The organism is Thermogymnomonas acidicola (genome assembly GCF_014646795.1).
In the GTDB taxonomy this organism is placed as follows: domain Archaea; phylum Thermoplasmatota; class Thermoplasmata; order Thermoplasmatales; family Thermoplasmataceae; genus Thermogymnomonas; species Thermogymnomonas acidicola.
This window is the reverse complement of sequence record NZ_BMNY01000003.1, coordinates 172,518-186,812: the sequence shown is the minus strand read 5'-3', so window position 1 is coordinate 186,812 and position 14,295 is coordinate 172,518. Positions and strand designations below refer to the sequence as shown.

Below are 14,295 nucleotides of genomic sequence, written 5' to 3'. Positions count from 1 at the left end.
GTCACTCCCTTATCCCTCTCTCCGATACGAATATTGTGAGCAGCACCATCACAATGGCCAGGACGGTGAGGTAGAGGAGGTAATGCGCCACTGATGATAGCTGCGCACCCGTCAGTGACCCGTTGAGCAGGACTGTCCTGATGGAAAGTGCTGACCATGAGACCGGGTTGTACTGGGCCACCCTGCTCAGCCATCCTGCCATGAGTCCCGGCGGGAAGAGTGCGTAGGACGCGAACATCAGGGGAAGGTTAACGAGGTTCACTATACCGAATATTGTCTCCATCCTGGTCATCCTCACGGCTATTATGCTGAATATGGACGAGAACGAGAAGGAAACGAGAACCACAGCGGCCGCTATTATGAGCGCATCTACCACCGTGAAACCGTGCCTGAGGACGAGACCGTCCGGGATCAGGAGGGCAGCGATGATCAGGATTGCCACCTGTACCAGGCCCCTGACCGTGCCCGAGATTATCTTGGAGAAGACTATCGAGCTCCTCCTTATGGGTGCGGAGAGGAACCTGGAGAGAGGCCCCATCCTCCTGTCCCAGATTATGTTCACTCCGGAGAACATGGCGGTGAAGAGCGTCGTTATGGTCAGGACGCCGCCCAGTATGAAGGTTATGTAGTCAGGCGCCCCCTGGAACAGTGCAGAGCCCACATCGATCCCGTGGAACGAGAGCTTTGCGATGTCAAACGCACTGCCGAAGAGGGCGATCCAGAAGAAGGGCTGCACAAGTGACACTATGAAGGCCACTGGGTTCCTGTACCACTTCTTCAGTTCCCTCCCTGTCAGTGGAAGAAGACCGCTCATCTCCTCAGCCTCCGCATCCTCATCATCATGGACCTGAAGTCCCCTGGCTCCTCGTCCTTCATCTCCCTCCCAGTGTACTCCAGGAAGACCTGGTCAAGTGAGGGCTTCTGCACGTTTATGCCCGTGACGGATATGCCGCTGGAGACTATGTAGTTCATGAGGCTGGCCATCTCTCTGTCCGCGCTCTGGACCTTAAGCCTCACCCTGTTGCCGCCCAGGTCCTTGACCTCCGTTGCTCCCCGGTACTCCAGCATTTTCTCCACATCGTTTTCGGAAGAAACAGTAATCGTTATCACATCCCCCCTCAGTGAGGCCTTCAGCTCGGCGGGGGTGCCGGAGGCTATTATCTTCCCGTGGTCTATTATGGCCACCCTGTCGGAGAGCGCGTCGACCTCCTCGAGGTAGTGGCTCGTCAGTATTATCGTTACGCCAAGGTTCTCCCTCACCTCCTCTATGTGCTTCCACATCTGGCTCCTCGTCTGGACATCGAGGCCAAGCGTTGGCTCGTCCAGGAAGAGCACCTTGGGGCTGTGGACAAGGCCTGCTATCAGTTCGAGCCGCTTCCTCATGCCTCCGGAGTACTGCCTCACGTACCTCTGCATAGCACCTTCAAGGTCCACGAGGCGGACGAGTTCCTTTATTGTCTCCCTGGCCCTCTCCTCGGGCACGTTATAGAACCTGGAGACCATCATCAGGTTCTCGATGCCCTTCAGGTCCTCATCCGTCGTGAGGTCCTGGGGCACCACCCCTATCACCTTCCTCACTGCGAGGCTGTCCCTGATTATGTCATGGCCGTCAATGACCGCTGTGCCGCCGCTGGGCTTCAGGACAGTGGTCAGCATCTTTATTGTGGTGGTCTTGCCGGCACCGTTGGGCCCCAGGAGCCCGAAGACCTCGCCCTTCTCTATCTCGATATTGAGGTGGTCCACTGCCACGAAGTCACGGCCGTAGACCTTTGTCAGATCACTGGTGGTGATTATTGCCATCCTTTCCCCTTCCCATTATCCTGTGTATGGTCTCCAGCGTCTTCCTGGTCAGATCGAGGATCTCGTTCCCGCCACGCACAACCTGTTCCGGCGTCAGGTTGTACACATCCCTGACAACCCTCAGGGCCAGGTTGTTGAACTCCCTGTAGAACTCCCTGCTCTCGAAGTAACCCGATATTCTCATGTCAAGGACATCCCTGTTCTCCTCCATGACCTTCTTCCCCTGTTCCGTGAGGGCATAGTACCTCTTGTCCTTCCTCACGTAGCCCTTTTCCTGGAGCCTTCTGAGGCACGGGTATATGACGCCGGTGCTGGGCTTGTACCTGGAGCCGAACTTCTCGAAGATACCCTTTATTATCTGGTAAGGGTACTTGGGCCCATCTGACAGTTGGTCCATTACCAGGAGGTCTGTGATGCCTGTCATGCGCCTGGGCATCTGGAGTGCCATGTTACATAGATATATCTATGAAATAAATAGGTAACCACCTACAGCGAGAAGTCGCCTATCAGTTCAAGCTTCCTCCTGGACTTCGTTGAGACCACCAGTGTGGTTATGAGTATTGCAAGTATGACCGCAATGGCACCGTATATGCCGTATATGTACGGTGGCGAGAGGTCGAGGTACACAGCAACGACGACAGCAAATACCAGTGTCAGGGTGCTCACGGACGGGATCACGATGTGCCTGAGTATGCTGACCCTCTTTCCCTCCTTCCTCATGAAGGAGTAGAGGGATGTGTTGGTGAGTATGTGGACGAGGTAGGTTATCGGGCTCTCAAGGATGAGGAGGAAGACGGACGCGTTCAGGAGGCCGTTCACGGTGCCAGACGTTGCCTCAAAGGCCAGGCCAGTGCCTATCGTTATGATTGAGGCGAGGACCGCCACCAGGACAATGGCCTTTGTGGGCGATCCTGTGACGGCGTGTATTGACGAGAGCCTCTCAGGGAACACGTGCTCCCTTGCGAGCGAGAACACGACCCTGGTGGCATTGGTGCCCAGGGATACCGTTGCTGTGAAGAAGGAGTTCAGCACCAGGATTATGAGGACCGCAACCAGGGCTGTGCTGATGTAGCCGAAGTCATGCTGGTAGATGTATATCACAGGGTATGGGAACTGGCTGCCCCCGAAGGAGGCCATGTTCTGCGCCCCCCAGCTTATGACCTGCGCGTAGGCTGAGAGGATTATGGTGATGCCGAGCACCGCTATCGTTATGAGTATGGCCAGCGGGACGTTTCTCTTCGGGTTCCTGGTCTCCTCAGCGATAGGTATCGACCCCCCTATGCCAACGTAGGTGCCTATGGCATAGACCATCATGGTCGCCAGTGCCAGCGTGTCGTTGCCCACGGGCTTCGGGGTGAAAGGCACAAGGCTGAGCCTCGCGTGGAACTCATATATGAGTGCTAACGAAGTGGCTATGAAGAAGAGCACCTCCACTATGATCGTGTAGGACACGAACTGCAGCGAAGGCCTTATGCCGCTGTATATGAGCCAGGAGACAACTCCTATGAAGACCAAGGATAACGGGATCCAGAGGAAGGTGGGGAAGGGGATCTGGATACCAAAGGAGGGGAAAACGTCATAGACGAACCCCATGAAGCCAAGGATACCGAAGCCAGTGAAGCTCAGTATCTGGTAAGAGAGATATGACAGTGCTGTGATGAACCCAGCCCTCTGGCCCAGCCCCCTGGACACGAAGGTGTAGTAACCACCGGAGCTTGACAGCTCCTTGGAGAACTCATACATGGAGAAGGTCATAAGGCCATAGATCACGAGGGAAATGAGGAGGATCAGGGGGATCGCGTAAGAGCCCGAGGGATATGAAGTGAAGGTCGAGGTGAGGAGGGCCGCGGTACCGGAGACGTATAGAACGATCGTGCCACCCGGGGCGTTCAGGGCAGTGGCCTGCGAGACCGCATGCCTGAGCGTGAGCTGGTCCCTTCTGAGGTGCTTCAAAACTCTCCGCTGAGTTTCCACTTTTAATGAAATCGCTGATGCGTATTTAAGGTGTTTTTCAGCGCCCCAGCCAATAAATGTTTTTAACTGGGTCTGCAATTATCTCGTTTACAACCAGAACCTCTGCATGCAGTGGGCCCATTTTTGCGGCCCGGCAAGGCACGCACTCCGTGTCTGCCTTGATCCGCAGAGACATCACGGGCATTCTGGCTCGAATGGGCCATGATGGGAGACTTTCTCGGCTCCCTCAGGCCGTTTGACACTGGTGCGGTTTACTCCTCTCCCAGGGCCCTCAGCTTCCTCTCAACGCTGTTCTCCAGATCCCTCCTGTCATCGACGCGCAGGATCGTTTCAACACGCGGATAGCCCATGTCGACCAGTGCCTTCTCCGCCCTGGCCACAGCGGCGAAAATCTGTTCCAGGCTCTCCGCCTCCATCACGGTGGCCATGCTGTTCGGGTAGCACCTCACACCGGCGCCCCTGAGGGCCTCGATGGCCTTCTTGATTGCCTCCGATGCAGATACTCCCTTGCCTATTGGGTAGAAAGCAACGTCCGCAACGATCATGTGTGTGAATTGCTTTCTTGTATATCCGGGTTACACCGCATGGATGGGCCTGCAGTCCATAGACTCCCAGTGCCCCATGAAGGCAGGAAGCAGGTTCTTGCACTCCCTGGTTACTATAAGGTTATATATTGTGTTGTCCTGAAACCTAGATTAAACGCATGCAGGACTCCAGGGAACATGGATTCAGGATAGAGGAAGAGATGCCATTCCTCGACCCCATAATAGCCAGGTGGTTCAACGGCAAGTACTCGAAGCTTACCGAGCCGCAGAGGAGGGCAATCCCGCTCATCCACGAGAGGAAGAACGTCCTGGTATCAAGCCCAACTGGCACCGGAAAGACGCTCACTGGTTTCCTGGCGATCATCAACGAGCTCTTCCGCTTCGCCAGGGAGGGCACGCTCAGGGACACGGTGTACTGTGTATACATTAGCCCACTGAAGGCCCTGGCGAACGACATCGACAGGAACCTGAACCAGCCCCTCAGGGAGATAATGGAGATATCGAAGGAGGAGGGCATGGAACTGCCACAGATCAGGGTCTCCGTGAGGTCTGGGGATACAAAGCAGAGCGACAGGCAGAGGATGCTCAGGAAGCCTCCCCACATCCTGATCACCACCCCGGAATCCTTCTCGCTTGTCCTCACGGCCCCCAAGTTCAGGGAGAAGCTGAGGACCGTGAGGTACGTGATCGTGGACGAGATCCACGAGGTCTCGTCAACGAAGAGGGGATCGCTGCTCTCCGCAAATCTGGAAAGGCTGAGGGCTGTGACCGATGAGGACTTTGTGAGGATAGGCCTGTCCGCCACACAGGCACCCCTGGATGAGATAGCGAAGTACCTGTGTGGCTTCGACGGCGAAGTGCCGAGGCCCTTCGAGATCGTGGACGTGGACACTAAGAAATACCTTGACCTCCGCACCATCGTGCCGGTCCACGACCTGACCAAGGTGTCCTCTGAGGTCGCCAACGAGAGGATGTACGACATACTCACGGACCTCATAAACAGGCACAGGACAACGCTGATATTCACCAACACCAGGAGCGGGACGGAGCATGTGGCCATAAAGCTCAAGGCAAGGGGCATAGAGAGCGTGGAGGCCCACCACTCCTCCCTGGGCAAGGAGACCAGGCTCGATGTGGAGGATAGGCTCAAGAGGGGAGAACTGAGGTGCGTGATAACATCGACATCCCTGGAGCTCGGCATAGACATAGGCTACATTGACCTTGTGGTCCAGATCGGGAGCCCCAAGTCAGTATCCAAGGGGCTCCAGAGGATAGGCAGGTCGGGGCACGGCATAGACGAGCTCTCCAAAGGCAGGTTCCTGGTCTTCGACCTCGACGACCTAATGGAGTGTGCCGTGCTCACAAAGGCCGCGTACGACAGGGAGATCGACAGGGTCACCATACCCAGGAACCCGCTGGACGTGCTTTCACAGGTACTTGTCGGCATGTCACTGGAGAAGGTGTGGGGCATAGAGGAGGCATACAGGACGCTCAAGAACTCTTACTCCTTCCACACCCTGGAATGGGACGACTACATGTCAGTCCTGAGGTACCTTGCGGGCCAGATAGAGGACAGCACCATATACTCCAAGATATGGCTCGACGAGGGCGAGGGCACGTTCGGGAAGAAGAAGAGCACCAGGATGATCTTCTTCATGAACGTAGGAACGATACCGGAGGACGCTGACTACCAGGTCGTGGGGGAGAGGGGCAGGCACCTCGGGCAGCTGAGCGACAAGTTCGTGGAGAGGCTGAAGCAGGGCGACATCTTCGTGCTGGGCGCCAGGACATACATGTTTTTGAGGACGTCGAGGAACCTGGTCTATGTGAAGGACGCCACGGGCATGAGGCCCACTGTACCCACGTGGACGGGGGAGATGCTGCCCAGGAGCTATGACCTCGGCGTCCTGGTTGGCAGGTTCAGGGAAGAGGCTGTGAGAAAGATACAGAGGGGGGAGGACGTCAGGAAGTGGCTAATGGAAGACTACAGGCTTGATGAGTGGGGTGCAGACAGTCTCATCTCATACATAAAGGGGCAGATGAAGTACGGGGTGCCCACCCACAGGCACCTCCTGGTTGAGGGCTACATTGACCGTGACAACCTGTACAGCGTGATTTTCCATGTCCCGCTGGGCAGGAGGGTCAACGATGCCCTCTCGAGGGCATACGCTCAGGCAGCATCCAACAGGTACGGGAGCAGCGCCAGGGTCACAGTCACTGACGACGGCTTCATGGTGACGCTCTCGGAGAAGCCTGACCTCAGGGAATTCGTCCACCTGGTGACCTCATCCAGCTTCGATGACACAGTGCGTGCATCCATAAGGAACACAGAGACCTTCAAGCAGAGGTTCAGGCACTGTGCCTCGAGGGCTCTCATGGTACTGCGCAGGTATAAAGGCACGGACATAAGCGTGGTCAGGCAGCAGCTCAGGAGCGACAGGGTCCTCAGGACAATAGGAGAGATGGAGGGCTTCCCTGTTGTCAAGGAGACGTTCCACGAGATAATGGAAGACATGATGGACGTGCCCAGGGCCAGGCAGTACATAAGTGAGGTCATAGAGAGAGGGAATTACAGGGTCCTCGACTACACCGCTGAGACGAGCCCGTTCTCCTATGGCATAATACTTGCAGGCGTATCGGACCTGGTGCTCATGGAGGACAGGTCAAGGGTACTCAGGGAGCTGCAGAACAGGATACTGGACAAGATCTACGGCCCAGGGGAAATACGTTACATCTTCAGGGACGATGGGCCCGTGAGAGAATTCTTCGCCTCTCTGGTGCCCAGGGTCAGGGACATGGAGAGCTACGAGGCCATGGCAAGGCATTTCCTCCACATAGACCCGTTCAGGAACAGGCAGAACTCCCCCTACCCTTACTCTGACACGGACGCAAAGGCGATAGGTGAGGAACTGATAGAGAAGGACAGGATAGTCTCGGCCTTTGCCAGGATGCCAGTGTGGTGCCACATAGACAATTACCCCATTCTGAGAACGCTGTTCCGGGATGCGTCCAGGGTCAGGCAGGAGGACCTGGCCCTGCTGGAACACTGCAACGGCACTACGCTCTCAGAGCTGAAGAGGGACACGGGCCTCAGCGAGGAGGACATAAGGGAATCCATGAACAGGCTGGAGGCAGCCTACCTGGTGAGGAGGAAGCTCCGTGGGGGCGTGCAGGTCTTCATCAGGAATGACCTGGAGGCGCAGGATATGGATAGGGAAGAGGCCCTCAGGGCCGCCGTACGCAGGGTCCTCCACTCCTACGGGCCCCTCACTATCGAGGAGGTGCTCATCCGGATACCCGTTGGTCAGGAGGAGGTAGAGAGGGCGCTGGATGCCATGGTCTCCTCCGGCGAGATCACTAGGGACTTCGTCACTCCTGTCTTCGCTCCCCAGTTCATCCTCAGGGAAGACCTTGAAAGGCTCACCGGGATGCAGAAGAGGGACATCAGGAAGGACAGGGTCTTCAAGATGCTCCAGCCGGCAAGTGATGTGAACGACTACTTCATGAAGTACGGATACGCCTCCTCAACATGGGACCTCAGGGCCAGGGGCGTGACTGTGACTACCGGCCAGCTGGCGTCGATGGTCGGAGACCGGTCGCTTGTCTACGGCCGCTTCGTGAAGAACAAATACGTGTACATGCACCCGGAACTGGCCAAGGCACTTCACACGCTCAGGCGCGAGGAGGCAGGGGATGAACTGAGGAGCGTGTACAGGGCCATAGAGAACGGCGCCTGGAACGAGAGCCAGGTATCCGCGGTCACGGGCCTTCCCAAGAAGGTGGTGAGGGAGGCAGTGAAGGACCTGGAGTACTACCTTGCGGTGTGCAGGCTCCCTGACGGGGGCCTCAGGCCCCTTTACGGCCTGGACAGCTACGGTGACCCGTCCGAGGCCATGTCACTGCTCGTGAGGATGTTCGGGCCCGCCACCCAGGAGGAGCTCTCGAGGCACTTCTGGTTCTACGCATCAAGGTTCGTTAATAGCATAAAGGAGACCGTGAGCCAGGGCGGGGAGGTATACTACGGCAGCACAGGTGAGTACAGCGGGAGAGGGTCCATAGTGAGCACCGGCGACCCCGTGACCATTTTCCTTGAGAAATTCTACACGGACAGGGACAGCAATGGCAGGTTCATCGCGGCGAGCGGCAACACCTACCAAGTGGAGGTGAGGGAGAGTGCCGACGCAGTGGTCATCGAGAAGTTCGAGGAAATGCCCGGTGAGGATTTCGTGGATCTCTGCAGGCTACTTGTTTCCCTCGTCTCCGGGGGCACGTTCCGGGTCAGCGTGGTGCGCGGCATCTCCGGTGGCGAGGCAGGGGTCGCTGAGGGCCTGGGCCTGAGGGCATCGGGCGACACAGCGGTGTACGGAGAGGTGGACATAGAGGACATGGATGAGGGCAGCCTGCTCTCACTGGCCCTGGCCAGGGCCATGAGGCGCTCCGGCGAGATACCCTTCGCGGTGATGAACGGGCGCCTGGAGGGCTTCAGGAGCGCACTGGAGGCTGTGCACAGCGGCATCTCGCCCACAGACGTGAGGAGTCACCAGGAGTCGAGCCTCCTGCTCAGCTTCAACGGCCCCTTTGACATAGTCTCACTGGGGACGCTCGGTGTGGTGGCCCTCTACAGGGCCCTCAGGGAGAGGGAGATGGACGAAGGCGAGAAGGAGATCGTGAGGATCGTGCTTGAGAGCAGTGGCGCCACTGAATCGGAGATAGTCAGTGCCTCTGTCCACCCGCACCTGCCCAGGGTGAGGATAAAGGCGCTGTTCCAGAGGGACGTGCTGGCCAAGGACTACGAGAGGCGCTACATCGTGGTGCCTGAGAAGTACAGGAGGAGGGAGGCCATGCTCATTTTCCTCCGCTACCTCCTGAAGAACTACGGGTTCTTCGATGCCCAGAGGTACTCTGAGGCAACCGGGAACGAGGTCGACAGCGATTTCGTCTGGGCCGTGTCACGCCTGCACGAAGAGGGCAGTGCCAGGAGGGTGTTCGTCAGGGACCTCGGTATGGTAATGTATGTATCAACGGAGAGGAGGAAGAGGCCAGAGGGCCTATTCATATCGGGACCGAAGGACTTCATTACCAGGTACTTCTCCAGGTACCTGAGGGCAAGGTTCGGCTCCCTGAACCTCTACTTCATATTCATGGACGGGCAGGCAGTTGCGGCCGTGAAGGTCAAGAAGAGCGGCGAGAGCGTCACGATAGAGAAGGTCATCGGGGACAGGAAGTACAGGGACGTCTTCAGGAAGGAGATGAACGCCTTCGGTATTTCCGCAACGTTCTCGTGAGAGATATTAATTTAAAGTGTGCGTATCCACACCCATCATGGACCTCTACAGCACCTATGCGTCTGGCCTCATACTCATCCTTTCCGTGTTCCTCTCAGCCGTCTCCATGAGGGCTTACAGGAGGAGCAGGCTGAGGGCCGCAGCCCTGGTGTCAGCTGTGTTCATCCTCACCGCTGTGGTCGAAGTGGTACTGCTCCTCTCCACCTTCATGCTCCTCCCTCTGGAGGGCCATTCTGATGACATAATGTCCACTCTCATACTTGTAATCCTTCTCCTCTTCTACTTCTCGATCCTTAGGAGGTAGTGCTTGAGGACCGACAGCAGCGTCCGAGAGGATATATCGGAGGCCATAAGGAAGAACCCAGGTATACACTTCAGGGAGCTACAGCGCATGCTGGGCCTTGCTGTCGGCCAGCTGGAATATCACCTCTACAGGCTTGAGGTTGAGGGGAGGATATTCTCAAGGCAGGACGGGAGGTACAGGCGGTACTTCCCTGGGGATGAGGGGACGCAGAGGGAGAGGACTGTGCTGATCGCGCTCAGGAACCCTGACGCCAGGAAGATCGTGCAGGCCCTGTTCAGACAGGACATGAGCACAGAGGTGCTGAGGGCCTTCACGGGCCTGAGGAGGAAGAGGTTCGAGGGCGCACTGGCCTGGCTCAGGGAAAACGGTGTTGTCACTCTGGACGGGGACACCGCCAGGCTGTCCAGCAGGGAAGAGGTGTCCAGGGTGATCACCAGGTACAGGGAGAGCTTCATCGGCACGCTGGCAGACAACTTCCTCTCGCTCTTCGACTAGCGCCTTGACCTCCTGTACAGGGCGTAGGCGGCACCAACGAAGACAGTGCCCGTTGCCAGGCCACTTGCCAGTGCCTCGGAGTGCTCCAGTATGTATTCTATAACAAGCCTCGCAGCGTTGTTCAGGAGGGTGCTGTTGAATATGTTCACCCCGCTCACTGACAGGAAGGGGTCGTAGTGCAGCTCCAGGTGACCCTGTGGCACACGGAAGTAGAGCGTCTGCTCTATGCCCTGACCGTAACTGACGATCTGTGACCTAGCGTACATGCTCACACCGTTGACAGAGTAGGTGGAGTTCCACATGTATAGGAACGTGCCAGACGTGGAGTTCGGGGGAGAGAAAGAGAGGCCATCCAGGCTCATGTTGGTGTCCTTCTGGAACCCGTGTGCCTCAGCATACCTCATTGGTGCACCGTCATCACTGCCATACATTGCAAGCCTGATGAAGAGCATCCCGCTATCGATTTCCCGGGTACTGGTGGCGCCAATGGATATCGAGAAAGTCTGGTTCACATAGTAGCGCTGCGTCCCGTTTCCGGCGCTTTCGATGAGCGTCTTCACGGTTGTCCTGTTTATGTACACTGAGAGGTAAATGCCGAACGGCTTTTCCCTGCCCAGCCCCGGAGCGCTCACTGGAACCAGGCGGATCATGCTTCTGTAAACGGTTTCGTTGGGGCCCAGGCTCACCACGTGCCATTTCTCACTGAATATGTTCGCCTCCAGGAGTGACTGCTGGTTCACGAACGCTATCTGGGCCACCGAAAGGTTGAAGAACTCACGGTCAAGGTTCAGCTCTATTCCAGGTGTGGTCGGAATGACAACGGTGAGGCCGCTGTGCGGTGAGCCATAGTGGTGGCTGGCACCGAATGGGAGGAGGGCGAACAGGGCCAGTGCCACCAGGAAGCGGTACCTCAACACTCCTGAATCGATCTAGAATGAAATAGCCTTTTGGTACAAACTTTCAGGAGAACTCCTCCTCAAGCTCAAGCATTACCTGGTTTAGAACCTCCTCGAAAGTGCGGCCGGAGTACTCCCTGAGGCCCCCCATCTCAGTCCTGAGGCGTGCGTAGTACATGTCGCCGTCCTGGTCAAACTCTATATCGCAGATAAGCTCCTCCATCAGGATCCTCAGGCCGCTCAATCCCTACGACAATAAAAAACTTTCAGTGGGGCTGCACTGCAGAGGCCAGCAGTGGAGGCACAACCAGTACCCCCTGGCGCAGCAATTTGCCAACGGGGCCTTGAGCCTCCACTCCCCCTGCGCCTGGAAGGGCGTGGCACAGGGGCCCGGCTACCCGGGGGTCAGGCCGATACTGCCTCCAGCGTCTTCCTGGAAGAGCGCGGGCCGAGCAGTGCTATTATGCCAGCTATGAGGCCAGTGACCGCTATGAACCTGAAGCCGAAGGCGAAGGAGAACGAGGCCACAAGGATGGGCAGGAATATGGCGCCAAAGGCCCCTCCAGCGTGTCCTATGCCGTCCGTGAGCGCGAAGCCGGAGGTCCTTGCCCTTGTCGGGTAGCTCTCTGCTGTGTATGTGTAGGCCACCTGCAGGTACATGCCAAGGGCCAGGGCTGCCAGGAATGAGCCAAGGTAGATGAAGAGGCCCGTCTTGATGGAGAAGAGGAAGAGGCCTATGAACCAGACAACCGTGTCCGCGAAGATCACGAACTTCCTCTCATACCTGTCGGCAGTGAATGCCATAATTGCCGCGCCCACAGGGTAGCCCACCGCACCCACAGCGATGTAGCGGATGGATGATGCCACGGGGAAGCCGGCCGAGGCAAGGATCGTCTCCGCGTCCCCGAGGAAGGCGTAGTTGCCTATGTACCAGAAGAACCACATGACGACGAGTATCGCAAGCCTGACGGAGTACGGTCTCCTGAACACGTACAGCGTTGGGAACTTCTGCTCTTCCAGCGTCACCTCCTCTGGCTTCGGTTCCGGGAGGCTCTTGACCCTCCTGAGTGCGGTGGATTCCATCATCTCCAGTACTTTCTTCGCACCTGCGATGTCCCTGGCCTTTGCGGCCAGCCACCTTGGAGATTCTGGGAGCTCGAACCTGAGGAGAAGGGCTATGAAGGCGATCACCGCACCGATGCCAAAGAGGTACCTCCAGCCATTATAGTACACGGGCACAAGCACCAGGCCTATGAACGGGGTTATTGCCTGGCCCAGGATGCCAACGATGAACGTGTACACGGTGATCCGGCCCCTCACTCCCGGCGGGGCGAACTCGCTGACATAGCTCGACACCAGGTTCAGGTCCGCGCCCAGGCCCAGCCCCGTTATGAACCTGAACACAGCCAGTTCCGGGACGTTGAACGATAGGGCATCGCCCAACGAGCCAACGGCAGTCAGCGCCATGGTGAGTATCATCGACCTGTACCTGCCGTAGATGTCGGCCACAGTGCCTATCACGTAGGAGCCTATTGCATAGCCTATGAGGCCCACAGACAGTGCCAGAAAGAGGCTCAGCGATGACCCGATGTGGAACTGCGCGTCGATTGCTGGCATTGCCAGGCCTATATCTGATATATCGTAGAAGGTGAAGAAGTACCCGATGCCTATTATGGCCAGGTAGGTGTAGGGCAGTGACCAGACAGGGATCCTGTTTGCCCTCGCTATGATCATCTTTATCTCTTCTTCCTGCGCCATTAGTTCACTAAAACCCCACGTGAAATAAATATCTTTTGCGATAAAATGGATCTGGGCCACAGGCTTTTCCAGTCGGGCCATGGTGCCGGCTGAACATGCCACGCATGTAACTAGGCAGCTGGCCGTGGCAGCACTTAGGCGGGGAGGTGTTTTTCAGAACTTTATCAGCACCCTCCCAGTGTTCTTCCTGGCCCTGATGTCCTCGTAGGCCCTGTTGATCTCGCCTGGCTCTATGTGCCTGTCCACCACAGCCCTTATCCTGCCTCCCCTGGAGAGTTCGAACACATCCATCATGTCCTTCCTGGTGGAGCTGATGCTCCCCTCAACCCTGTTCCCCTTGAGTATTATCAGGCCCAGTGGTAGGCCCACGGGCTCTGGCTGGACGTTTCCCACCACTACCACCGTGCCGCCGGTCCTGAGCGAGCGGAGTGAGCTCTCAAAAGTAGCGATCCCCACAGCTTCCAGCGCCACGTCAACACCACCGTCTGTCAGCTTCTTCACTTCCCCGTCGAACCTGCCGGTGGTCACGACCACATGGTCCGCACCCGCCCTGTGTATCGCTTCGACCTTTGACTGCGAAGTGGTCTCCGCAATGACGGTTGCGCCGAGCCTCTTTGCCACCTGCACGGCGTGAATGCCAACACCCCCTCCAGCACCGGTTATGAGTACCCTGGAACCGTCCTGGACGTTTCCCACCACCTTCAGTGCGTGGTAGACCATACCAGTTACGCATGCAGCTATGGCGGCCTCGTCCTCGCCGATGTGGCCTGGTACCTTGACCAGGCTCTTCTCGCTGACGATTGCGAGGTCGGAGTACCCACCACGGAGCGTCTCCCCGTAGACCTCCTTGTTGGGGCACAGGTTCTCCCTGCCCGTCAGGCAGAACTCGCACCTCCCGCACGGCCTGTATATAAGGCTGGCAACCCTATCCCCCTCCTTCACGTATTCCGCACAGGGGCCAGCCGCCACAACTGTGCCGCTTATCTCGTGGCCTATGACCCCAGGCGTCCTGACCCTGGGCATGAAGCCATCCCTGGTCAGTATGTCCCTGAAGCATATCCCGGACACGCTCTGCCTGATGACGACCTGGTCCCCCTCGGGCTCCGGAACCTCCGATTCTGCAACCTGCAGATCCCTGCCAACTGCGGGCAGCACTATCTCCCTGGCCCTGAACGCCATTCACTCACCTCTCCCACACAGGGCCACCAGGGCATGGACGAAAGCTGGACAAGAGGATG

General features: G+C 57.4%; 12 protein-coding genes. 3 read left to right on the top strand and 9 right to left on the bottom strand.

Annotated elements, in window-relative coordinates:
* Position 1: 1 nt before the first annotated feature.
* The 5 genes from IEW66_RS08355 to IEW66_RS08335 form a co-directional block, all read right to left on the bottom strand.
* Positions 2 to 814 (bottom strand): ABC transporter permease, encoded by an 813-nt coding sequence (locus IEW66_RS08355; RefSeq protein WP_188681774.1) that lies wholly within the window; start codon positions 812 to 814, stop codon positions 2 to 4.
* The gene (locus IEW66_RS08350) at positions 811 to 1,800 is read right to left on the bottom strand and encodes an ATP-binding cassette domain-containing protein (protein ID WP_188681773.1); all 990 of its coding nucleotides are present in this window, start codon (positions 1,798 to 1,800) and stop codon (positions 811 to 813) included. Before IEW66_RS08350 ends, IEW66_RS08355 begins: the two co-directional genes overlap by 4 nt.
* On the bottom strand, positions 1,778 to 2,248 hold the full coding sequence (locus IEW66_RS08345; protein WP_188681772.1) for a PadR family transcriptional regulator: 471 nt from the start codon (positions 2,246 to 2,248) through the stop codon (positions 1,778 to 1,780). The genes IEW66_RS08350 and IEW66_RS08345 overlap by 23 nt, the downstream gene beginning before the upstream one ends.
* 38 nt (positions 2,249 to 2,286) lie before the next feature.
* Positions 2,287 to 3,753 (bottom strand): APC family permease, encoded by a 1,467-nt coding sequence (locus IEW66_RS08340; RefSeq protein ID WP_229657581.1) that lies wholly within the window; start codon positions 3,751 to 3,753, stop codon positions 2,287 to 2,289.
* 272 nt (positions 3,754 to 4,025) lie between these two features.
* Complete coding sequence (locus IEW66_RS08335) at positions 4,026 to 4,319, bottom strand: MTH1187 family thiamine-binding protein (RefSeq protein ID WP_188681770.1); 294 nt, start codon at positions 4,317 to 4,319, stop codon at positions 4,026 to 4,028.
* A gap of 158 nt (positions 4,320 to 4,477) precedes the next feature.
* On the opposite strand from IEW66_RS08335, the gene IEW66_RS08330 reads away from it, so the two are divergent.
* From IEW66_RS08330 to IEW66_RS08320, 3 genes are read left to right on the top strand one after another with little or no spacing between them, the layout of a single operon-like run.
* Positions 4,478 to 9,604, top strand: coding sequence for an ATP-dependent helicase (locus IEW66_RS08330; RefSeq protein WP_188681769.1), 5,127 nt, complete (start codon positions 4,478 to 4,480; stop codon positions 9,602 to 9,604).
* Positions 9,605 to 9,641: 37 nt separating this feature from the next.
* Positions 9,642 to 9,908, top strand: a complete 267-nt coding sequence (locus IEW66_RS08325) for a hypothetical protein (RefSeq protein WP_162509727.1) — start codon at positions 9,642 to 9,644, stop codon at positions 9,906 to 9,908.
* 3 nt (positions 9,909 to 9,911) lie between these two features.
* On the top strand, positions 9,912 to 10,403 hold the full coding sequence (locus IEW66_RS08320; RefSeq protein ID WP_188681768.1) for a winged helix-turn-helix transcriptional regulator: 492 nt from the start codon (positions 9,912 to 9,914) through the stop codon (positions 10,401 to 10,403).
* Here IEW66_RS08320 and IEW66_RS08315 read toward each other — a convergent pair.
* The 4 genes from IEW66_RS08315 to IEW66_RS08300 form a co-directional block, all read right to left on the bottom strand.
* Complete coding sequence (locus IEW66_RS08315; RefSeq protein ID WP_188681767.1) at positions 10,400 to 11,317, bottom strand: hypothetical protein; 918 nt, start codon at positions 11,315 to 11,317, stop codon at positions 10,400 to 10,402. The genes IEW66_RS08320 and IEW66_RS08315 overlap by 4 nt on opposite strands.
* A gap of 46 nt (positions 11,318 to 11,363) precedes the next feature.
* Positions 11,364 to 11,543, bottom strand: coding sequence for a hypothetical protein (locus tag IEW66_RS08310; protein ID WP_188681812.1), 180 nt, complete (start codon positions 11,541 to 11,543; stop codon positions 11,364 to 11,366).
* Between the two features lie 161 nt (positions 11,544 to 11,704).
* Complete coding sequence (locus tag IEW66_RS08305; protein WP_188681766.1) at positions 11,705 to 13,057, bottom strand: MFS transporter; 1,353 nt, start codon at positions 13,055 to 13,057, stop codon at positions 11,705 to 11,707.
* A 153-nt stretch (positions 13,058 to 13,210) separates the two neighbouring features.
* Complete coding sequence (locus IEW66_RS08300; RefSeq protein ID WP_188681765.1) at positions 13,211 to 14,236, bottom strand: zinc-binding dehydrogenase; 1,026 nt, start codon at positions 14,234 to 14,236, stop codon at positions 13,211 to 13,213.
* Positions 14,237 to 14,295: the final 59 nt, after the last annotated feature.